The sequence below is a fragment of the Burkholderiales bacterium genome, assembly GCA_013695435.1.
Taxonomy (GTDB): Bacteria; Pseudomonadota; Gammaproteobacteria; order Burkholderiales; family JACMKV01; genus JACMKV01.
Genome location: JACDAM010000055.1, coordinates 1 through 21,449, shown reverse-complemented (window position 1 = coordinate 21,449; position 21,449 = coordinate 1). Strand labels below are relative to the sequence as shown.

Annotated in this window: 21 protein-coding genes, 1 tRNA gene and 2 pseudogenes; 8 read left to right on the top strand and 16 right to left on the bottom strand. The window is 58.6% G+C overall.

What is annotated here, in order from left to right; all coding sequences use genetic code 11:
* The 3 genes from H0V78_03330 to H0V78_03320 form a co-directional block, all read right to left on the bottom strand.
* Positions 1 to 430, bottom strand: a 430-nt coding sequence (locus H0V78_03330) for a response regulator transcription factor (GenBank protein ID MBA2350839.1), incomplete at its 3' end; no start/stop codon positions are given.
* 125 nt (positions 431 to 555) lie between these two features.
* On the bottom strand, positions 556 to 1,836 hold the full coding sequence (locus H0V78_03325) for a nucleotide sugar dehydrogenase (GenBank protein MBA2350838.1): 1,281 nt from the start codon (positions 1,834 to 1,836) through the stop codon (positions 556 to 558).
* A gap of 164 nt (positions 1,837 to 2,000) precedes the next feature.
* Positions 2,001 to 3,008 carry an NAD-dependent epimerase gene (locus tag H0V78_03320; protein ID MBA2350837.1) on the bottom strand — a complete coding sequence of 336 codons (1,008 nt, stop codon included), beginning with the start codon at positions 3,006 to 3,008 and terminating at the stop codon, positions 2,001 to 2,003.
* A 463-nt stretch (positions 3,009 to 3,471) separates the two neighbouring features.
* Here H0V78_03320 and H0V78_03315 point away from each other — a divergent pair.
* The 5 genes and pseudogenes from H0V78_03315 to H0V78_03295 all read left to right on the top strand — a co-directional run bounded on the left by H0V78_03315 (position 3,472) and on the right by H0V78_03295 (position 8,804).
* Positions 3,472 to 3,545, top strand: a tRNA-Gly gene (locus H0V78_03315).
* Positions 3,546 to 3,597: 52 nt separating this feature from the next.
* Positions 3,598 to 4,229, top strand: a pseudogene (locus H0V78_03310) (DedA family protein).
* Positions 4,230 to 4,273: 44 nt separating this feature from the next.
* A complete protein-coding gene (locus H0V78_03305) occupies positions 4,274 to 6,712 on the top strand; it encodes an AsmA family protein (GenBank protein ID MBA2350836.1) in 2,439 nt (812 codons plus the stop codon).
* A gap of 40 nt (positions 6,713 to 6,752) precedes the next feature.
* The gene (gene mutY, locus H0V78_03300) at positions 6,753 to 7,805 is read left to right on the top strand and encodes an A/G-specific adenine glycosylase (GenBank protein ID MBA2350835.1); all 1,053 of its coding nucleotides are present in this window, start codon (positions 6,753 to 6,755) and stop codon (positions 7,803 to 7,805) included.
* 59 nt (positions 7,806 to 7,864) lie between these two features.
* Positions 7,865 to 8,804 (top strand): annotated as a pseudogene (locus H0V78_03295) (cation transporter).
* Positions 8,805 to 8,920: 116 nt separating this feature from the next.
* Here H0V78_03295 and H0V78_03290 read toward each other — a convergent pair.
* Positions 8,921 to 9,439, bottom strand: a complete 519-nt coding sequence (locus tag H0V78_03290) for a thioredoxin fold domain-containing protein (GenBank protein ID MBA2350834.1) — start codon at positions 9,437 to 9,439, stop codon at positions 8,921 to 8,923.
* Positions 9,440 to 9,530: 91 nt separating this feature from the next.
* On the opposite strand from H0V78_03290, the gene H0V78_03285 reads away from it, so the two are divergent.
* Positions 9,531 to 9,719 carry a hypothetical protein gene (locus H0V78_03285; GenBank protein ID MBA2350833.1) on the top strand — a complete coding sequence of 63 codons (189 nt, stop codon included), beginning with the start codon at positions 9,531 to 9,533 and terminating at the stop codon, positions 9,717 to 9,719.
* A gap of 20 nt (positions 9,720 to 9,739) precedes the next feature.
* Here H0V78_03285 and H0V78_03280 read toward each other — a convergent pair whose 3' ends face one another.
* From H0V78_03280 to H0V78_03225, 12 genes are all read right to left on the bottom strand, one after another.
* On the bottom strand, positions 9,740 to 10,324 hold the full coding sequence (locus H0V78_03280) for an LON peptidase substrate-binding domain-containing protein (protein MBA2350832.1): 585 nt from the start codon (positions 10,322 to 10,324) through the stop codon (positions 9,740 to 9,742).
* A gap of 7 nt (positions 10,325 to 10,331) precedes the next feature.
* Positions 10,332 to 10,985: a UbiX family flavin prenyltransferase gene (locus H0V78_03275; GenBank protein MBA2350831.1), complete on the bottom strand. Its 654-nt coding sequence runs from the start codon at positions 10,983 to 10,985 to the stop codon at positions 10,332 to 10,334.
* Positions 10,986 to 11,023: 38 nt separating this feature from the next.
* Positions 11,024 to 11,860 (bottom strand): RNase adapter RapZ, encoded by an 837-nt coding sequence (rapZ, locus tag H0V78_03270; protein MBA2350830.1) that lies wholly within the window; start codon positions 11,858 to 11,860, stop codon positions 11,024 to 11,026.
* Positions 11,861 to 11,891: 31 nt separating this feature from the next.
* A complete protein-coding gene (locus H0V78_03265) occupies positions 11,892 to 12,848 on the bottom strand; it encodes an HPr kinase/phosphorylase (GenBank protein ID MBA2350829.1) in 957 nt (318 codons plus the stop codon).
* Positions 12,817 to 13,302, bottom strand: a complete 486-nt coding sequence (locus H0V78_03260) for a PTS sugar transporter subunit IIA (protein MBA2350828.1) — start codon at positions 13,300 to 13,302, stop codon at positions 12,817 to 12,819. The genes H0V78_03265 and H0V78_03260 overlap by 32 nt, the downstream gene beginning before the upstream one ends.
* A 74-nt stretch (positions 13,303 to 13,376) precedes the next feature.
* Positions 13,377 to 13,703 carry a ribosome-associated translation inhibitor RaiA gene (raiA, locus tag H0V78_03255; protein MBA2350827.1) on the bottom strand — a complete coding sequence of 109 codons (327 nt, stop codon included), beginning with the start codon at positions 13,701 to 13,703 and terminating at the stop codon, positions 13,377 to 13,379.
* A gap of 24 nt (positions 13,704 to 13,727) precedes the next feature.
* On the bottom strand, positions 13,728 to 15,188 hold the full coding sequence (locus tag H0V78_03250) for an RNA polymerase factor sigma-54 (protein MBA2350826.1): 1,461 nt from the start codon (positions 15,186 to 15,188) through the stop codon (positions 13,728 to 13,730).
* Positions 15,189 to 15,267: 79 nt separating this feature from the next.
* A complete protein-coding gene (gene lptB / locus H0V78_03245) occupies positions 15,268 to 15,990 on the bottom strand; it encodes an LPS export ABC transporter ATP-binding protein (GenBank protein ID MBA2350825.1) in 723 nt (240 codons plus the stop codon).
* 138 nt (positions 15,991 to 16,128) lie between these two features.
* Positions 16,129 to 16,680 (bottom strand): lipopolysaccharide transport periplasmic protein LptA, encoded by a 552-nt coding sequence (lptA, locus tag H0V78_03240; protein MBA2350824.1) that lies wholly within the window; start codon positions 16,678 to 16,680, stop codon positions 16,129 to 16,131.
* 61 nt (positions 16,681 to 16,741) lie between these two features.
* Positions 16,742 to 17,320, bottom strand: a complete 579-nt coding sequence (gene lptC, locus H0V78_03235; GenBank protein ID MBA2350823.1) for an LPS export ABC transporter periplasmic protein LptC — start codon at positions 17,318 to 17,320, stop codon at positions 16,742 to 16,744.
* Between the two features lie 37 nt (positions 17,321 to 17,357).
* Positions 17,358 to 17,882 carry a 3-deoxy-manno-octulosonate-8-phosphatase KdsC gene (gene kdsC / locus H0V78_03230; GenBank protein ID MBA2350822.1) on the bottom strand — a complete coding sequence of 175 codons (525 nt, stop codon included), beginning with the start codon at positions 17,880 to 17,882 and terminating at the stop codon, positions 17,358 to 17,360.
* A gap of 2 nt (positions 17,883 to 17,884) precedes the next feature.
* A complete protein-coding gene (locus H0V78_03225; protein MBA2350821.1) occupies positions 17,885 to 18,874 on the bottom strand; it encodes a KpsF/GutQ family sugar-phosphate isomerase in 990 nt (329 codons plus the stop codon).
* 234 nt (positions 18,875 to 19,108) lie between these two features.
* On the opposite strand from H0V78_03225, the gene H0V78_03220 reads away from it, so the two are divergent.
* Together H0V78_03220 and H0V78_03215 are read left to right on the top strand one after the other, a co-directional pair.
* Positions 19,109 to 21,076, top strand: coding sequence for a cation:proton antiporter (locus H0V78_03220; protein ID MBA2350820.1), 1,968 nt, complete (start codon positions 19,109 to 19,111; stop codon positions 21,074 to 21,076).
* Positions 21,077 to 21,259: 183 nt separating this feature from the next.
* Complete coding sequence (locus H0V78_03215) at positions 21,260 to 21,406, top strand: hypothetical protein (protein ID MBA2350819.1); 147 nt, start codon at positions 21,260 to 21,262, stop codon at positions 21,404 to 21,406.
* Positions 21,407 to 21,449: the final 43 nt, after the last annotated feature.

The following is a 21,449-nucleotide window of genomic DNA, read 5'->3' as shown; positions in this document are numbered from 1 at the left end:
GGCCAGCAGTGGCCGTACGATTAAGCCACAGCTCGCCATCGTAAACGCACACTATGGCGCGCAGGATAGACTCTACAGGTTCTCCCTTTCGGATGACGCCTCGCGCGCCGCACATAATTGCGCGGTTTTCCTGGACGATATCCCGCAGACCCGTCGATACCAGGACTTTTACCCCCTTGTGCTTCAAAAACTCGGCGATGAGTTCCAGACCACTTCGTCCGTTGAGGTCAAGGTCGAGCACCACCACGTCGGGAATTATGCTATGGAATGCCGCCAGCGCATCCTTGTGGTTCGTAGCCTTGCCAACAACACGCATCCGGGGTGCCTGCTCGATCAGCCTTTCGAGCCCCCAAAGAATGGCTTCATGGTCGTCGACGAGGAGCACCTTTATCGGGGTGTCCGTGGTGAAGTCATCAAGAATCTTGTTCATCGATGATAATCGCGCAATGATTCGTCACTCGGTAACTGTATAGCGTGCGCCATTTTACAGGTTCAGGAAAGCTGCGTGCACCGCACCTGCCGCCGGCTGCATAGGCCGTCTCAATGGCTGCATTTCTATAGTCGCCAAACCTTGATTCCCCGTTCCGCTAGCGCTTTCGCGTCCGTTTGACACTTCACATCCATCAATACGCCGCTGGGCGCAAGCTTGCTCACATAGTCTTCAATCGGTCTCGACACGAGTTCACGATGTCCTACCGCCAATACCATTGCAATGGACGTCGGAAGTTGGTCCCAGGGGGTTAATTTCACGCCATATTCCCGTTTTGCCTCGTCCGCGCTGGCGATGGGATCGTGTACGTGGACTACCGTGCCGTAGGATTCCAGTTCGCGCACGACATCGATGACTCGGCTATTGCGGATATCGGGGCAGTTCTCCTTGAAGGTAAGTCCCAGCACGATCACGTTCTGACCGTATACCGCAAATCCGGATTGGATGAGGCTTTTGACGGTCTGCTCGGCGATGTACTTGCCCATGTGGTCGTTGATACGGCGACCTGCGAGTATGACCTCCGGGTGATAACCGGCTTTATCGGCTTTGTGGGTAAGATAGTACGGGTCTACCCCTATACAGTGACCCCCGACCAGGCCGGGGCGAAAAGGAAGGAAATTCCATTTCGTTCCGGCCGCCTGCAGCACTTCCATCGTATCGATGCCGAGACGATGAAAAATGATTGCCAGTTCGTTTATCAGCGCAATGTTCAGGTCGCGCTGGGTATTTTCGATCACCTTTGCCGCTTCCGCAACGCAGATACTGCTGGCGCGATACGTTCCCGCCGTAATGATACTGTCGTAGACCTGCGCTACCCGTTCGAGCGTCTCAGGTCTATCTGCCGCAACTATTTTGACAATCTTCGTCAGCGTCCGCTCCTTATCGCCAGGATTGATGCGCTCCGGAGAATAGCCGACAAAGAAATCCTCTTTCCAGGTCAGTCCCGAATGTTTTTCGAGGACGGGAATACAGATTTCCTCGGTCGCGCCAGGATAGACGGTTGATTCAAAAACCACGGTTGCGCCGCGTTTAAGATACTGGCCGACAAAGACGCTTGCCGAAAGTAGCGGACCGAAATCCGGCTGGTGAGCGTCGTCTACCGGGGTCGGCACCGCAACGATCACAAAATCGGCATTGTGCAGCGCGGCCGGGTCGCTGGTGACCGATAAATGCTTCGCGGCGCGCAGATCGTCACTGCTTATTTCGCCGGTCGGATCGACATGCCTCCGATACGCCTCGATTTTTTCCTGGGATAAATCGAAACCTATCGTCGGTCCTTTTTTTCCGAACTCGACAGCAAGAGGAAGGCCGACGTAACCGAGCCCGACAACGGCGATTGTTTGCATAAATGTCGCGGATGAAATTAATGATATGTTTAAAAGGCGGGCGGAGTTCCCGGCCTGTAGCGCTTAAGCCACGGTCCGGACACTGGCGAAAACCATGACGCCTTGGCTACTGGTAGCTGCAGCCTTGCAAGCAGCGATACGCAGAGCAATCTACGGCAGAATATTTACATTTTGTAGTAATTGCGAAACCATGCGGCGTAGTTCGCAATCCCGTCCTGCAAAGCTGTGCTGGGCGAAAAACCGGTGGTGATTCTCAGATCCTCTATATCCGCCGCCGTGCTCGGCACGTCGCCCGGCTGCATCGGCAGCAGATTCTTAATGGCGCTGCGACCCAATGCACGCTCTATGGTTTCGATGAAGGTCAGCAGCTTCACAGGTCGATTGTTGCCGATGTTGTAAAGCCGGTAAGGCGCGTTACTGGCCGATGGATCGGGTTTGGTCAAATCGAAGCCGGGATTGGCTGCGGGAACCACATCGAGCAGGCGAACTACCCCCTGCACGATGTCGTCGATATAAGTGAAGTCGCGCTCCATCTCGCCGTGATTGAAGACGTCGATGGGCCGGCCTTCGAGTATCGCGCGCGCGAAAAGTGCGAGGGACATGTCCGGCCTCCCCCACGGGCCATAGACGGTAAAAAACCGCAATCCGGTAACAGGGAGCCCGAACAGATGGCTATAAGTGTGCGCCATCAACTCATTACACTTCTTGGTTGCCGCGTACAAGCTGACCGGGTGGTCGACGTTGTCGTGCACGCTGAACGGCAGCTTTCGGTTGGCGCCATACACGCTCGAACTGCTGGCGTAAACCAGATGCCCGCATCTGTGATGCCGGCACGCCTCGAGGATGGACAGGAACCCTGTGACATTGCTATCGACATAGGCTTGCGGGTTTGTCAGCGAATATCGCACCCCTGCCTGGGCGGCGAGATGTACTACTCGATCAATTCGTTCGGACGCAAACAGATCGAGTATCGCCCGGCTGTCCGAGATATCGATTTTATGAAATGTAAAGCGCGGCTGCTCTTGAATCATCGCGAGCCGCGCCAGTTTCAGAGAAGGGTCGTAGTAATCGTTGAGGTTATCGATACCGACGACCTCATCGCCGCGATCCAGCAAGCACTGCGACACGTGCATGCCGACGAAACCCGCGCAACCGGTGACAAGAACTTTCATGCCGCTCTACTTTGCTGGCTGGTTTTGATCGATTGCCACACAGGTTTCTTTGAAATTCAGACTGACAGTATCAAGGGGTCGGAAAACGAGCTCTCCATTCCGGTAGCGATACGATTCCGGCCGTTATCGACCTTTTATCGGGACTTTCAGGCGCTCGGCGTGCCGCTCTGCTCTGCCAAGAGCACGCGTGGCGCAAAGGCGATAAGAAGCCTTGGCCAGGACGTGCCTTGATCGCATCCGGTCACTATTTCTGCCGCGGTTCGCTGCGAGCGATCTTCTTGTCCGCCATCCGGCCAGACTGCCGCGTCTTATCCAAACTGCCGCGTCTTATAGCAGTTTCCGGATACGAACCGCTCGCCGAGGCTCTTGGTCTGCCGTCCCTTGTCTGATGATCTTAGCATATCGACCAAACCTTGAGCTTGCTTTGGGCGCACAGCAAACCCGGCGTAAAATGCGTTCTATCGCGGGTGTAGTTCAATGGCAGAACGAAAGCTTCCCAAGCTTTAGGCGTGGGTTCGATCCCCATCACCCGCTCCATCCCTGTTCGCAACAGACATCCGTCTTGTGATCGTGCCGACCGCGAAACACTATGCTTGACTGGATCATCAAAACGGTAGACGCGCTTGGCTACGGCGGAATCGCGCTGCTGATGTTTCTGGAAAACCTGATTCCTCCGATTCCGTCCGAACTCATCATGCCACTCGCCGGCTTCACGGCCGCCCGCGGCGGAATGTCGCTGCCGGAGGTGATCGCAGCCGGGGTTTTTGGTTCGGTCCTAGGCGCCCTGCCTTGGTATTATGTCGGCAAGCGCATCGGCCACATGCGTTTGCGCGCTTGGGCCGAGGCGCACGGCAAATGGCTGACAATTTCGGGCGCGGATGTCGATAGCGCTAAGCATTGGTTCGATACACACGGCCGCAGTTGCATCCTGTTCGGCCGCTTGCTGCCCGGCCTGCGCACATTGATTTCGGCCCGGCCGGCGCCGCAGACATGAACCTTGCGTCATTTCTGGTTTACTCGGCAATCGGCACGCTGGTGTGGACGGCGGTGCTGGCAAGCCTCGGCCACGTGCTCGGCGAAAACTACCAGACGGTTTCGCGCTACCTGGGCCCAGCCAGCGCGATCGTATTCACCGCCGTTGCCTTGCTGATTACCTTGCAGGTGCTGAAACGAAGGCGTCGGGACCTGCATCGCCGGTGCCAGGCGAATTTGCGACGTTGAATCCGCAGCCGGCGCGATTCCAAAATCAAGGCCAAATCGAACCCATGAAAAAAGTGTTCAAATATCTGTTGATCGGCATCGGCGTTGTCGTGCTCGTTCTCGCCGCCATCGCCGTTTTCATCGCCGCCACCTTCGATCCCAACGATTACAAGCCGCGAGTCATCGATCTCGTCAAGGAAAAAACCGGGCGCACGCTGGCGCTGCCCGGCGATATCGCGCTTGCATTTTTTCTGAAGCTCGGCGCCAAAATCGGCAAAGCGAGTTTGAGCGAGCAGGGCAGCGACAAGGCTTTTGCGTCTGTCGACAGCGTCCGCGTGTCGCTCGCAGTGCTGCCGCTATTACATAAAGAACTGGTTGTGGACGAGATAGCCATCGCCGGTTTGCGCGCCGGGATCGTCAAGCGCAAGGACGGCAGCATGAATATCGACGATTTGCTGAAGCAGGACGAAAAAAAGGAAGAGCAGCCGAGCGAACTCAAGTTCGACATCGATCACATCAGCCTCGAAGACAGCGCCGTCACCTATGGCGACGAAGCTGCCGGCAAAACGTACGCCTTGCAGAAAATCAATCTCGATACCGGCCGGGTCGCGCTCGGCACCGCCGTGCCGATCGATCTTTCGCTGAACGCAGAAGCCAGCGAGCCCAAGCTGAATCTCGATATCACACTCAAAACCAAACTCACTTTCGATCCGATCAAAAAACAGTATGCGGCGGAAGATCTCGCTCTCAATGCACGCGGCGCGGCGCTCGATATCAGCGATCTAAATTTCGAGTTGCGCGGCGATGCCGAAGCGCAGCCCGATGCCAAAACTTTCGCGCTCGCCGATTTCAGCGTCAAAGCAAGCGGAAAACAGGCCGGCGCCAACATCGATATCAAGTTGGATGCGCCGAGAATCGCATTGGCCGACAACAAGCTGCGCGGCGAGAAGATCACCGCGACAGCAAAGCTGGTGGATGCGCAGCGCACGGTCAATGCCGCGCTCGCGTTGCCCGGAATCGAAGGCAGTGCGCAATCGTTTCAGACCGGTCCGCTGCAGCTCGATATTGATGCCAAACTGGCGGAAGGCTTTGTGAAAGCCAAGCTCAATGCGCCGCTGGCGGGCAAGCTCGATGAAAAGACGCTGATGCCGAAAATGCTGAGCTCGAATCAGCTCGCCATCGCGTTCGACGGCAAGTTCGGCGACAACGCCATGCAGGGTAAATTGACTTCACCGCTGATCCTCGATCTCGATGCGCAGCAGTTGAGCCTCGACAAGCTATCGACCGATGTTACAGTCAGCGGCCCGAAGCTGCCGAACCAGCGCGTAGCGACTACTTTGAACGGCTCGACGCGCGTCGACCTGAAAAAAGAGGCGGTGCAGGCCAACGTCGCCGGCAAGCTCGACCTGAGCCAGCTCAAAGCCAAACTCGGCATGATCGGTTTCGCCAAGCCGGCTTATACTTTCGATGTCGATATCGACCAGCTCAATGCCGACGCTTACCTCGGCGATGCCAACGCCAAGCCAGCGGGCGCGTCAGCCGCCAAACCCGCCGCCGCTTCGGCCAAGCCTGCGCCGGGCGGCGAGACTGCGAAGGCGGCCGAACCACTCGATTTTTCAGCACTCAAGGATTTGAATGCCAGCGGCAGCCTGCGCATAGGCGCGTTGACATTCTCGAATATCAAATCGAGCAACATCAGGCTCGATCTCAAGGCGAAAGACGGCAACGTCAACATCAGCCCCCTGTCGGCGAATCTGTATCAAGGCTCGCTGAACGGCAGCGTGGCGCTCGATGCTGCCGCCACTGCGCCGCGGATCGGCCTGAAGCAAAAGCTGACCGGCGTTGCGATCGGCCCGCTGCTGCGCGATCTGAACGGCAGCGATAGCCTCGAAGGCAAGGGCAACGTCGCGCTCGACGTGACGGCGCAGGGCACTACCGTCGACGCCATGAAACGAAACCTGAACGGCACCATGGCGGCCGATCTTTTCAACGGCGCGATCAAGGGCATCAACATCGCCGCCAGGCTGCGCGAAGCGAAAGCGACGATCGCGGCGTTCAAAGGCGACGCGGCGCCAGCCGCCGCTGGCGACGCGCAAAAGACTGATTTTTCGGAGCTCCACGCCGCTTTTGTCATCAAGAACGGCATCGCGCACAACGAGGACCTATCGGCGAAATCGCCATTGCTGCGCCTCGGCGGCGCCGGCGACATCAACATCCCCGAGCAGACGCTGAACTACCTCGCCAAGGCGACCGTGGTTGCGACCAGCAAGGGCCAGGGCGGCGCCGGCCTCGATCAACTGAAAGGCATCACGGTGCCGGTACGCATTACCGGCCCTTTCGAGCAACCGCAATACAAGCTCGATTTGTCCAACCTCGCCAGCGAAGCGGCCAAACAGAAAATCGACGAGAAAAAGGAAGAGCTGAAGGCCAGGGCGACCGAGAAGCTGGAAAAGCAGCTGGGCGACAAACTGCCCGGCGGTCTGAAAGGGTTATTTGGCAAGTAGCGGCAAGTAAGCTTTTCGGGTTCGCGCCGTGAATAGCGTTTTGTCGAGTTTCGGCGAGCGCATCATCAAATGGCAGGGCGATTTCGGCCGTCACGATTTGCCGTGGCAAACGCCGGGACCCAGGCGCGATCCGTATGCGATCTGGCTGTCGGAAATCATGCTGCAGCAAACCACGGTTGCCGCCGTCAGCCCTTATTACCGGCGCTTCATGGAACGCTTCCCGAATGTGGCAAGCCTGGCCGCGGCGCCGCTCGACGATGTACTCGCGTTGTGGGCCGGCCTCGGTTATTACGCGCGGGCGCGCAATCTGCACCGCGCGGCGCTCGCCATCGTTGAACAGCACGGGGGCAGTTTCCCGCGAGAATTCGCCAGCGTAGCGCAACTTCCGGGTATCGGCCGTTCGACCGCGGCGGCGATCTGCGCATTCAGTTACGGCCAGCGGCGCGCGATCCTCGACGGCAACGTAAAGCGCGTACTGGCGCGCTATTGCGGTATCCCGGGTTTTCCGGAAGACAAAAAAGTCCAGACCGCGCTGTGGGAGGCTGCCGAAGCCTTGTTGCCCGAATGCGACATCGAGCGCTACACCCAAGGGTTAATGGATTTGGGCGCGACGGTGTGCGTGCGAACCCGGCCAGCGTGTTGCGCATGCCCGCTGCATGAAGACTGCGTCGCCCGGCGCGAGGGCAGATCGGCCGAACTCCCCGGCGCGAAGCCGAAAAAACAGTTGCCGCAACGGCACACCGCGATGGTTATTCTGACGCGCGGGGATCAGATGTTGCTGGAAAGGCGTCCGCCGGCTGGAATCTGGGGCGGCTTGTGGAGTTTTCCGGAAATACCGCCGACCGACAACGCTGATGCTGCACGGGCGCGCTGCGAGCTGCGTTTCGAGGCTCAGCTCGAAACGCTCCCCGCGTTGCCCGATATCGCGCACGGCTTCACGCATTTCAAACTGCGCATTACCCCGCTACGGTTCAAGGTTAACGGTTGGATAGCTCGCGCCGCGGAGCCTGATACGCAATGGTTGAGCGCCGCATCCGCGCGTTATGCGGCGATTCCGGCGCCGGTTGCTCGTCTGCTTGACCTCTTATCCTGATGCGACGATGTAACGATCGCAATTTCCAACTTTCCTTCAATAACCGAACGAAAAAATAAATGGCCTCGTCCGATAAACCCATTGCCGTATACGGCGCTATTGCGGCCAATCTGCTGATCGCGATCGCCAAGTTCACCGCGGCTTTTTTCACCGGCAGCTCGGCGATGGTTTCCGAAGGCGTGCATTCGCTGGTCGATACCGGCAATCAAGCACTGATCCTGCTCGGCATTCGCAGAAGTAAACAGCCCGCGGACGACAAGCATCCGTACGGTTACGGCAAGGAGCTTTATTTCTGGGCGCTGATCGTCGCCGTGATGCTGTTCAGCCTCGCGGCGGCATTTCGATTTACGAAGGCGTCAGCCATTTGCGTCATCCGGGCGAGCTTGGCGATCCGACGTGGAATTACGTGGTGCTGGCGTTAGCCTTTGTGCTTGAAGGCGCGGCAAGCTATCTCGCGCTCAAGGCGCTGCTGGCGGCAGCCGGGGAAAAAAGTTCTGGCAGGCTTTGCGCGGCAGCAAGGACCTGGCGGTTTTTACCATACTCGCCGAGGATTTCGCTGCGCTCGTCGGCATCGTCGTGGCCTTTCTCGGCATCTATTTCGGCCACCTTTACGGAAACCCTTATCTCGACGGCGCGGCCTCCGTCACCATCGGCGTAATCCTGGCGCTGGTCGCGGTATTCCTTGTCTACGAAAGCCGCGGCTTGATCATCGGAGAAAGCGCCGATAGCGACATCGTGCGCAGCGTTCGTGAATTGGCTGAAAGCGAACCATATGTGCAATCGGTCGAGCGTCCGCTGACCATGCATCTCGGGCCGAAAAACGTGTTATTGAACATGCGCGTCGCCTTCAAATTCGGCGCGGCGGCCAGCGATGCGGCCGTAGCGGTCGATCGCCTGGAAGCCCGCATCCGTGTCAAGCATCCGGAAATCCAGCATATTTTTATCGAGGCCGAAGCGTTCAAAAATGCTATGCAGGCGTCGGGGCGCGCAGTGATGTAGCGCAGTACATTCCCGGTCTCGAATCGCCGCAATGCCGTCGAAGGTGAACGGCTGCACGTGATCCGACAAGCCACGAGCGGGCCGCTTCACCGTGATCTCTCGATGAGACACTCGAGTTATTCTTTCACTTTTAGCTGCCGCTGCGCGGCTTCGTGCAAAGCCGCGCGGAATTTCCGCGGTTCGTAATAGCCGTCGATGCGTAGCGCGGTGTTGCCATCCTCGTCGAGAAACATCAGAGTCGGCGTGCCGCGCACCTTCATGAAGACGGCCAGTTCCTTTTCAGTGCGCGGCTTGCCGTCGGTCCAGATCACTTCGCGCGCGCCATGGATGTCGAGTGCGACCAGATCGAAATGCTTGCGCATCGTCGCGAGAAGAGCGGGATCGGCGAAATTGACTTCCAGCAATTTTTTGCAAAATGGGCAGCCGACCATATTGAAGTAGAGGATGAGCCGCTTGTCGGCAGCCCTGGCTTCGCTGATATCTTCGCGTAAATCGAGAAACGAAGCCTTGAACCAGGGCAATTCGTAACCCGCGTGGGCGGCGAATCCTGCAAACCAGAGCGACGCGGCGAGTGCAAGCGCACGTTGGAAAAGCATCAGCTTGCTGTATGGCCGGCCTGCCTTGCTGGTTGTCATTATGATCGATTCGACGCGGTGGTTGCCGGTTCATTCGCGGAACAAACGTTGCCCGTTATCCTCTTACCTAAATCAATCAGGAGCTCGAAAGATGAAAAGGAATCCAGGAAAAACCATGGCCAAGGCAAACCAGGCAGACTCGGTAGCGAAGTCCGGCAAACCGAACCCGGCGCTAGAATTCAGCTCGCCGCCATGCTACGCGCACGAATTTCCCGGCTACTTCGGCGAAGTCGAGGAAGGCAATTCGAAACAGCGGCCGCCGAAGAAACAACGCGGGTGAATAGGCCCTGATTGCTCAACTCAATGGCCCGCCAGCCCCTGCTTCTTCAGAAACACGAGCAGAGTTTGCAGCCGAAGCTGGGCATCGTTAATTTCGAGCAGGCGCTGCCTGGTGGTTAGCTTGATCGGCAGCAGTTCGGTCAATCGATATCCGATCCACGATGGGTCCTCATATCTGAGCGGCGCCAAAAATTTATCGACCCCGACTTGATCGACGATAACCCGCAGCATCTTCGCGCACACCTCGCTTTCCGCGCTTGCGGCGATTTCGGGCTCGTCCGGCAGCAGCGTTACTTCGGCCGAAATCAAACCATTTGCCGCAGTCTCGCGGCTGTCGATTTGGAACCGCCGCACCCCTGCGGTTTTCAACTGGAACACACCCAGTTGCTGCATATCCCATTCCTTGATTGTCGCCAGACAGCCGACATTTTCAGGCGTCGCCGTCGCCCCGACCTCCTGGCCTTCGCGAATCAGGCAGACGCCGAAGGGCCGCGACTCCTTCAGGCACACCTTCGTCATTTCGATATAGCGCTGCTCGAATACTTTGAGCGGCAGGAAACCGCCCGGAAACAGCACGGTATGCAACGGAAAAATCGGTATCCGCAAATCGTCCTCAATCAGCCGCGTCGATACTACCCCAGCGCGCCATCAACGCGTGCGCAATGCCAAGGTGATCGAGAATGCGAGCGACGATGAAATCGACAAGATCGTCCAGGCTTTGCGGCCGGTGATAAAAGCCGGGATTGGCTGGCAGGATCAATACGCCAGCATTAGCCAGTGTCAGCATGTTGCGCAAATGTATGGCGGAGAGCGGCGTCTCGCGCGGCACAAGAACGAGCTTGCGCTTTTCTTTCAGCATAACGTCGGCTGCGCGCTCGATCAGCTTGTCGCTCAGGCCGGCGGCGATCGCAGCCAGCGTCCCCATCGTGCATGGGCAGACCACCATCGCATCGGCCGGGTTCGAACCGGAGGCGATCGGCGCAAACCACTCTTCGCGACCGAATACGCGTAGCTGGCCGGCTGCCGTACCGAATCGCTCGCTAAAGTAAACCTGCGCCTCGGAAGCCCGGCCGAGCGTCAAATCGATCTCCTGTTTGGCGACGATCTGGGCTGCCTGCGAATACATCAGATACACGTGCGCGCCCGCCTTGATCAACTGCTCCAGCAGGCGGAGCGCATAGGGCATGCCGGAAGCACCGGTCAGCGCGAGCGCGATGGTTTGCCGGGATTTCCCGGTCGAAATTGCGGTTGGGATTGCGGTTGGCATGGTCGATCAGCCTGAGTCGCGCGTAGCAGCCGGTACTGTCACGCCAGTTCGCGATGCCGCACCAGCACTTGCCAGGCGCCGCGAAAGTGCCGCGCAAGCCCTTCGGCGAAATAGACCGAGCGATGCTGGCCGCCGGTACAACCCAATGCGACAGTCAGATAATTGCGATTGTCCCGTTCATAGCACGGCAGCCATTTCTCGATGAAAATCCGGATGTCTGCGAACATCCGGCGGACATCGGCGTCGCCGTCGAGGAAAGCGACGACGGCATCGTCGCGCCCACTGAGCGGCCGCAGAAGCGGATCGTAATGCGGATTCGGCAGGCAGCGCACGTCGAATACCATGTCAGCATCGAGCGGGATGCCGCGCTTGAAGCCGAACGATTCAAACAGCAAGGTCAGCCGCGAACGATCGATCGCGACAAAATCCTTGATCCACGCGCGCAACTGATTCGGCCGCAGATCGCTGGTGTCGATGCGATGGCTGAGCGTTTCGATTTCGGCAAGGAGCTCGCGTTCCAGCTCGATGCACTCGGAAAGCGTGCGCGTATTGTCGCTCAATGGGTGACGGCGCCGGGTTTCGGAAAATCGATTGACCAAGGTTTCGGTTTTGGCGTCGAGAAACAATACGCGCAAATCGACGTCCTGCTTTCTCAGTTCAGTGATCTGCCTTGGGAGATCACTGAGCGTTTCGCCGCTGCGGACATCGATGCTGATCGCCACCCGTTCGTAGCCCGCGCGCTGCAGGAACCCAACGAGCTGCGGCAACAGCATGGCAGGCAGATTATCGACGCAGTAGAAGCCGCTATCCTCGAGCACATCGAGCGCGATACTTTTGCCTGAGCCCGACAGGCCACTGACCTGGATCAGCTTCATGCGCTTTCACTCACCCGGTACGCAAGCACGGTTACGACGATGACGCTCCGTCTTCGCTCAGGTACTGCTCGTGACGTGTGACGAAGTCCTGTGTGCTGTCGATGCCGCGCAGTTGCAGCACATAATTGCGCACCGCGGCTTCGACGAGAACAGCGAGGTTGCGCCCGACGGCAACCGGCAGCACGACCTTGCGCACTTCGACGCCGGCGATTTCCTCCGAGCTCGCGCCCAGCGGCAAACGGTCGAGTTCGGCGTCGGTCGTGCGCTGCGGTTTTTTCAGATGCACGATCAATTTCAGATTGCGCCGCGGACGCACCGCGGTTTCGCCAAAAATGGTGCGTATGTTCAGCATCCCCAGGCCGCGTACTTCGAGAAAATCGCGCAACAGTTCCGGACATCGTCCTTCCAGTGTTTCCGGCGCGATTCGATAGAATTCGACTATGTCGTCGGCGACGAGACCGCTGGTGCCGCGGCTGATCAGTTCCAGCCCCAACTCGCTTTTGCCGACGCCCGAATCGCCGGTGATGAGGACGCCCATGCCGAGCACATCGAGGAACACGCCGTGCCGGGTGATTGCTTCGGCGAGTACGCGCGCCAGATAAGGGCGCAGCAGCCACATCAGTTGCACGCTTTGCAGCGGCGTCGACAACAGCGCGATGCCGCTTGCCTCCGACATACTGAAAAGCGCAGGAGGCGGCGGTTCGCCACCAGTCACAATGAAGCAGACCGGACGATTTTTAGCGAGATCGTCCATCGCATGTGCCTGCGCTGCCGGAGCTAGGGTCGCCAGATAGGTTACTTCAGCCGCGGCGACGACCTGTATCCAGTTGGAATGAATGAAGTTGAGATGGCCGATGAGGCCTCTGGGCGACGCGTTGATCAGCTTGCTGTCGAGGACCGATTCGGCCCCGGCGCGCCCGGCCAGCCAGGATAGCCCCAGTTTGCCCTGGTTGTCGTCAACGAGCCGGGCTACGCTGACTTGGGGCATGAGGTTGCCATTGACGGATCGCGCTGTGGATTGCATCAGGATCGTCCGCTGTGAGGAGCATTTCGCGCAACGTTTTGTCGCTGAACATTTGCGCGAGCTCGCTCAGAATCTGCAGATGCAGGTCAGTTGCGCGCTCCGGCACCAGCAATGCGAAAATCAGATTGACCGGATTGCCATCCGGCGCGTCGAACGGAATCGGTTCCTTTAAACGCGCGAGGGCTGCCGCTGCCTCGCGCAGGCCTTTGATTCTGCCATGCGGGATGGCAACGCCCTGGCCGAGACCGGTGGAGCCGAGTTTCTCGCGGGCAAACAGGCTGTCGAAAACCTGGCTGCGCGAGATGTCTTGCTGGTTTTCGAACACGAGGCCGAACTGCTCGAACACGCGCTTCTTGCTGCCGACGTCTAGCTCGATGACGATGTTCGACACCGGCAGCAAAGTTGCGATCAGATTCATGGGTATCAGGAAGCTGCCTGGAAAGCCGCGACTCGAGTAACCCTCTGGTCACGCAGCGCGGCAAAGCTTGACGGTCAGGACGGGTCGACGAGATGCTTCAGGGGTTCACCGTTGCGGTGACCGAAATCTTTCTTTTTGTGTTTCATGATGCGCCGGTCGAGTTTGTCGACCAGCCCATCGATCGCCGCGTACATGTCGGCATCGTCGCACGCTACGAAAATATCGTGGCCGCGCACATGTACATTTGCTTCCGCGCTCTGACGCAATTTTTCGACCGAGAGAACCACGTTGACATCGATCACGTGATCGAAATGCCGGCTGATGCGTTCGAGCTTGGAAGTGACATATTCCCGGATTGCCGGGGTTATATCGAGGTGGCGACCGCTCAGGCTTAAATTCATACTCGGCTCCTCAGTTTGCACCTGTCAGATGCATTTACGCAGATTGACGGGAAGAATCTGCATGGACTCTCGATACTTGGCGATCGTCCGGCGCGCGATAACGATGCCCTGCTGCGAAAGAATCTCCGAAATCTGGCTGTCGGACAGCGGCTTTTTCTGATTTTCAGCGCCGACCAGCTGTTTGATCAGGGCGCGGATCGCGGTCGCCGAACAGGCGCCGCCGGTTTCGGTCGCCACATGACTGCCGAAGAAATACTTCAACTCGAAAATACCGCGCGGTGTCAGCATGAATTTCTGCGTTGTCACGCGCGATACGGTCGATTCGTGCAGATCGAGAATTTCGGCAATTTCGCGCAGCACCAAAGGCCGCATCGCGACTTCGCCGTGCTCGAAAAAGTGACGCTGACGGTCAATGATTGCCTGCGAGACGCGCAGGATGGTATCGAAGCGCTGCTGCACGTTCTTGATCAGCCATTTCGCTTCCTGCAATTGCCCGGCCAAACGCTGGAAACCGGCGTCGCGATTGCGATGCAGGATATCGGCGTACATGCGGTTCACGCGCAGCTTGGGCATGGCGTCCGGGTTCAACGCCGCCAGCCACACGCCCTTGATCTTTTTGACGACGACATCAGGCAGGATGTAGCGCGTTTCGGGTTGCGCGAAAGCGCCGCCCGGCCGCGGATTCAGGCCGACAATCAGCGATTGCACCGTTCGCAGACCGTCGTCGTCGAGGCGCAATAGTTTTTTCAGCTTGGCGAAATCGCGTCCGGCCAACAGCGGTAAATGCGATTTGACGGTGATCTGCGCTTCTTCCAGAAACGGCGTATCGGGCGGTAGCGCCGCGAGTTGCAGGCCCAAACACTCGGCGAGGTTGCGCGCGCCGACGCCGACCGGATCGAGATGCTGCAAATGGTTGAGCGCAATTTGCAGTTCGACGGGCTCGATTTCGAGTTCGATCGGCAGCATCGCGGCGAGCTCGTCCAGATCCTGGGTCAGATAACCGGCGTCGTCGAGCGCATCTATCAGCACGCCGACCAGGCGCTGATCGCGCTCCGGCATCTGGCGCAAACTCAGTTGCCAAAGCAGATATTGGCGCAGACTGCTGGTTTCGGCCGCAAGTTGCGGGTATTCACTTTCTTCGCCGTCGTCGCGGCCATTGAACGATGGCGTGTCGTCATCGAACATGTTCGGATCGGACGTATCCGTGTTGAGCGGGGTCGAATCAGGATTTTCGGTGTTTTCGGGAGTCTCGGTGGTACTCGTTGTTGTCGTCGAATCGGTTGGCGGCGACATCAGGTTATCTTTGAGCGGGGTCGGCTCGTCGGGCGTGCTGTCGTCGCGTTCGAGCAGCGGGTTATCCTGAAGAAAACGCTCGAGTTCCTGATTCAGTTCCAGAGTCGACAATTGCAGCAGTCGGATCGACTGCTGTAGTTGCGGCGTGAGGGTCAGGTGTTGCGATAGTCTGAGTTGTAACGTGTGTTTCATGGGTCTTTACAGTGCGCACCGCCCGGCCGGCGCCTGTATATCGGTGATGCGCGGCGACAACGCGAAAGTACGCCCAAACCTACAACCTGAAATGCTCTCCGAGATAGACCTTGCGGACGCTTTCATTATAAACGATTTCGTCCGGCTTGCCGGAAGCGAGTACCGTGCCATCATTGATAATGTAGGCGCGGTCGCAGATGCCGAGCGTCTCGCGCACGTTATGATCGGTTATCAAAACGCCGATTTCACGCTCTTTCAGAAAGCGGACGATGCGCTGGATATCGAGCACGGCAATCGGGTCGACGCCGGCGAACGGCTCGTCGAGCAAAATGAAGCGCGGCTGGGTCGCGAGCGCACGTGCGATCTCGACGCGGCGCCGTTCGCCCCCGGACAAACTTATCGCCGGGCTATCGCGCAAATGCTCGACGTTCAAATCCTGCAACAGTTGATCAAGCTTGCCCGGCAGTTCCTCCGCGCGGTAATTCTGCAGTTCGAGCACCGCGAGGATGTTTTCGGAAACCGTTAACCGGCGGAAAATCGAGGCCTCCTGCGGCAGATAGCTGAGGCCGAGCCGGGCACGCTTGTGGATAGGCATGCGCGCGAGATTCTGCTGATCCAGAAACAAAGCACCGCCGTCGAGCGGAACCAGCCCGACCATCATGTAGAAACACGTGGTTTTGCCGGCGCCGTTCGGCCCCAGCAGGCCGACGACTTCGCCGCTCGCGACTTCGAGCGACAGGTCTTTGACCACGGTACGCGACTTGTAGCGTTTTTTCAGGCCCTCAGCCTTCAGTTCACTCATACATATTGGGGAAACGCCAGGCAGGCGCTGCGCCGGAAGCTCGTCAATTGCTTTATTCGAATTGGCGCTGGCGGAAACTGGCGAGGATGTTTGCTGCCGCCTCGGCCTGGGGCAGATTACGGACTTGTCGGGATGTTCCTATTCGCGAGGATTCGCGATGCTTTTCGCCGGCTTCAAAGGTAATGACGACGCCGCGCTTTCGGCGGGTTGTTTTTTTGGTTGTATGACTGCCCGCACGCGGCCCTGCGGGTTGTTCGCCGTCGCCGCCTCCTTGCCACCGCCTCTGACCTGATACGACTCGGCAACGGCATCGTACGAGATATAGTTGCCGCGGACCTCGTCATCGCCGCGCTTTACCCGCGCCTTGGTAAAAAACTCGATTTTGTTCGACTTGCCGTCGTATTCAACGCGCTCGCCATAGCCTTCGATGAATTCGTTCGTGCCTTCGCGTTTTTGCTTGAAGATGACCGGGGCGCCATAGGCGATGCCATGCTGAAAACCGGAATCGTCCTGCCGGATGACGATTTTGTCGGCCTGAATGGCGAGCGTTCCCTGAGTCATTTTGACGTTGCCTTCGAAAACGCTGACTTGCCTGGCATCATCGATGTTGACGCGATCGGCTTCAAGGTTCACCGGTTTGTCGCTATCGCCGAGTTCAGCCTGCGCAACGGCCTGCACTCCCAGGATCATCGCGGCTGTCAGCAGAGCCGGCAGGGCAACAGAACAGATTGGTTTTTTCATGCGCTTACTTTTAATCGCTGCTGGGTTGCTCATAGCGGCCATTAACGCGCGACAGCAATTTGACCGTGCGCGCTTCATTGTCGAATTCTAAGCCAACCGCTTTTATCGTGGTATTCGCCTCGACCATGGTCACTGGTTTGTCGGTCTTGGCAAGATGCTTTTCAGGGATCACGTGCAGGTAGTCGGTTGTGATCGTGAGCTCGCTGTTGCGGGCGTACGGTTCACGAACAACTCTGACATCATCCGAAAAGTATGCGTTCTCGCCATCGCCGGTCACGAGGGCCGTATCCGAGGTAATGCGCAGCGGCGCGGTTTCCGGATCGTAATGAACGAAATCGGGTTCTTGCAGATGCGAGGTATCATCGTCCGGATAGTGAATCAATTTTTCGGCCGCAAGCTTGTACAAAGGGTGGCCGTCCTCGCCCATGCGCAAGGCTGAAAAATTTTCGATGATGTAATCCGGATCGTGGCGCAATTTGCCGTTTCCGCCGGTAATCGGCGGCTGTACCGTGTACTCGAGCCAGAAAGCGACAGCAGCCAGCGCGCCGAGCAACGCAAGGGGAAACCACGATGCCAGGCGCCGGATCATGCGTTCCGCAAACTTGAAATCAAATAATACTCGTGCGTCATTGCAGGTAAAGCGCGATCCCCTGGTCGTAGGTTCCCTGGGCATGCATCAGGATTTCGCAGACTTCACGAACGGCGCCGCGGCCCCCGGCGCAGCGCGTTACATGGTGCGCGTGCTGCTTGATCAGCGCCGGCGCCTCGGGCACGGTCAGCGCAAGACCGCAGCGGCGCATCACCGGCAGATCGGGGAGGTCATCGCCCATGAACGCCGCTTCATCGGCATGCAAGCTGAATCGCGCCAGCAATTCCTCGCTGACGGCGAGCTTGTCCTCCACGCCCTGATACAGCAAGCCAATGCCAAGATTGGTCGCGCGTATTTCGACGCAGCGCGCGGTGCGGCCGGTGATGATCGCGATCTCGACGCCCGTAGCCTTCAACATCCGCAACCCGTGTCCGTCCAGGGTATTGAATGCCTTGAACTCTTCGCCGGCATCCGAAATGTACAGGCGGCCATCGGTCAGCACGCCATCGACGTCGAACATCATGAGCCGCACGCGTTTGGCTTTTTCAAAAATCGCTTGCATCGTCAGATGACTTTGGCGCGCAACAGATCATGCGTATTCAATGCGCCGACCAGCCGCTGCTGATTGTCTACAACCAGCAGCTGATTGATTCGGAATTGGTCCATCAACTGCACGGCTTCGGCGGCAAGCCGGTCGGGCGCGATGGTTCGCGGACTCGCCTTCATCACAGCAGTAATCGCGGTGCGATGCAGGTCGATGGTCTGCGACAGCGCGCGGCGCAGATCGCCATCGGTGAATACGCCTGTTACGCGGTCGTCGGCATCGACGATCGCTGTCATGCCCATGCCTTTTTCCGAGATTTCGAGTATCGCCTGCGACAGCAGCGAGGTTTCAGATACCTTGGGAATCGCGTTTCCAGTGCGCATGACATCCGCGACGTGCGTCAGCAATTTGCGTCCGAGCGCGCCACCTGGGTGGGAGCGCGCGAAATCGTCGACGCCGAAGCCGCGCGCGTCAAGCAGCGCTATCGCCAGCGCGTCACCCAGCGCCAACGCAGCCGTGGTACTGGCGGTCGGGGCGAGACCAAGCGGGCAGGCTTCTTCGGCGACCGCGGCGTCGAGGTGGGCATCGGCTTGCAGCGCCAGTGTCGACCGCGGATTGCCGGTCATCGCGATCAGCTTTGCCCCGCGGCGTTTTATCAATGGGACGATAGCGAGCAGTTCGGCGCTTTCACCGGAATTCGATAGCGCGATCAGCACGTCGTCGCGCGTCACCATCCCCAGATCGCCGTGGCTGGCTTCCGCCGGGTGCACGAAAAAGGCGGGCGTTCCGGTGCTTGCCATCGTCGACGCGATTTTGCGCGCGATATGGCCCGATTTACCCATGCCGCTTACAACGACACGGCCCGTGCAATCCAGAATGATTTGCAGAGCTTGCAGGAAGCCTTGATCGAGCCGGCCGGTGAGCGCCGCGATGGCCTGTGCTTCGATTTCCAGTACCCGCCGCGCGAGGGCGATGGCGGGTGATGCGAGTGGCTCGGATTTGAGTTTCATTGTCGGCAGCAAGTATAGAAGCTTACGGTGCTGTTGAGAAACTCATTGGTTTCGACAAAGCGCCGGAAGAGAGAATTGAGCAGGATGAGGATCGGGGGCAACGGCGACGAACCACTTTCCCGGTTTTTGCGGGAGGGATAGAAGACTATCCGCGCGGTTCGATATGCTAAAGTAATTCACGACATTACCTTGAGCACATCGCGTTGCCGCTCATCCCCGCAACGATAATGCGAAATGCATAGCACTCTGCAGCTGGTGCTGATTCTGCTCGCCACCGCGGTCATTGTCGTCGTGGTGTTTCGCGTGCTGCGCCTGCCGCCGCTGCTCGGCTACTTGTTGGTTGGCATCGCCATCGGTCCGCACGCCCTGGGCTGGATCCCGGACACGGCCGGAACACGCTATCTCGCCGAGTTCGGCGTTGTCTTCCTGATGTTCAGCATCGGTCTGGAATTCAGCCTCCCCAAGCTTGCGACTATGCGCCGCATCGTATTCGGCTTTGGCGCCGCCCAGGTCGTCGCGACGATCGCCATTGTCGTTTCGATCGGCGTGGCGCTCGGGCTCGACTGGCGGGGCGCATTGGCTCTGGGCGGTGTGTTTGCGATGTCGTCGACCGCAATCGTCAGCAAAATGCTGGCCGACCGGCTTGAGCTCGATTCCCAACACGGCCGCCAGGTGATCGGCGTGCTGCTATTCCAGGACCTTGCGGTTGTGCCGCTCCTGATTCTGATTCCGGCGCTGGCGTTCCAGATGAACCTCGGCGCGGCGCTCGGATTGGCGTTGCTGAAAGCCGCGCTGGTTCTCGCTATCGTGCTGTTCTTCGGTCAGCGCATCATGCGCTCGTGGTTTCATCTCGTTGCCCGCCAGAAGTCGGCCGAGCTGTTCATGTTGAACATTTTGCTGATTACGCTCGGCCTCGCGTATCTGACCGATCTTGCGGGCCTGTCGCTGGCGCTCGGCGCATTTCTCGCGGGCATGCTGATTTCCGAAACCGAATACCGCTACCGCGTCGAAGACGACATCAAGCCGTTTCGTGATGTTCTGCTCGGCCTGTTCTTCGTCACGGTCGGCATGCTGCTCGATATCCGGGCCGTGTTCGACAATCTGTTGTGGGTCGCGCTGGTACTGGTTGCCCTGATCGTTTTCAAGCTGCTGCTGATTGCCGGGCTCGCACGCCTGTTCGGCGCCGATTCCGCGACCGCGCTGCGCACCGGGATGAATCTCGCGCAGGGCGGCGAGTTCGGCTTCGTGCTGCTGTCCCAACTCGATAATGTGCAACTTGTCAGCGTGCCCGCTCTGCAGATCGTGCTCGCCGCGTTGCTGCTGTCCATGCTTGCGGCGCCATTCATCATCGAGCACAGCGAACACATGGTACGGCGTTTTTCCGCGGCGGAATGGATGAATCGCGCCATGCAGTTGCACAATATTGCGGTGCAGACGATGGCAATCGAGGGCCATGTGATCATTTGCGGCTTTGGCCGCAGCGGCCAGAGTCTCGCGCGCCTGCTGGAGCAGGAGGACACCGAATTCATCGCGCTCGATCTCGATCCGCGCCGCATCCGCGAAGCGTCTGCGGCGGGCGAGCACGTCGTTTACGGCGACGCCGCCAAGCGTGAAGTGCTGGTGGCAGCCGGATTGATGCGCGCCGCGGCCTTGGTCATCGCCTATTCCGATCTCCCGTCCGCGCTGCGAATTCTCGCCCACGTGCAGGAACTACGGCCGGATCTGCCCGTGGTCGTACGCACCATCGATGATGCTGATCTGGATCGCCTGAAGGAGGCCGGCGCCGCCGAAGTCGTGTCCGAAATCCGCGAGGGCAGCCTGATGCTTGCCACCCACGCGCTGATGCTGGTCGGTCTGCCATTGAATCGCGTGCTTGCCCGTATCCGTACGACGCGCGAACAACGTTACACCCTGTTTCGCGGCTTTTTCCACGGCACGACCGATGAAGCAGTCGGCAAGGTCGCCGAGCAATCGCCGCAACTGCATTCGATTATTATCACCCCGGGCGCCGCGTCAATTGGAAAATCAATCGGCGAACTGAGGTTGACCGAACTCGGCGTCGACGTGACGGCAGTCCGCAGACGCAATGTCCGTAACGTTGCCCCGGCCAGCGATACGCAGCTTGAAGTCAGCGATGTACTGGTGCTGCGAGGAGTTACCGAAGGCCTGGCTGCTGCAGAAATCAGGTTGCTGCAGGGGTAATCAATCGTTTTTCTGCCGGAACTCTATTCGCGAACGGCGCGAGGCCACGAATCTGACGCAACGCAATCTTGCACGGTTTAGCAGCCAATCGGGTTGGTACGAGATGCAGTCACAAATAAAAAAGCCCGCCGAAGCGGGCTTTTTTTAAGCAACAATCAGATCGCCATACATACATTATAAGCCGTGCTATCTACGATACTTGCCGTAGCGATAGAGGTGCCGGGAGTAGTCGATTCGGTCATCATCGAGCCGGTCGCAGTGTTGCCATCGTCGAACGTGATATCCAGCTGTTTCGCGAACTGGCCCGTAATCGCTTCCGAGCAGATGTAATAAGAACCACGAAGCGCAGCAGGCAACGTGATCGGCGATGTGC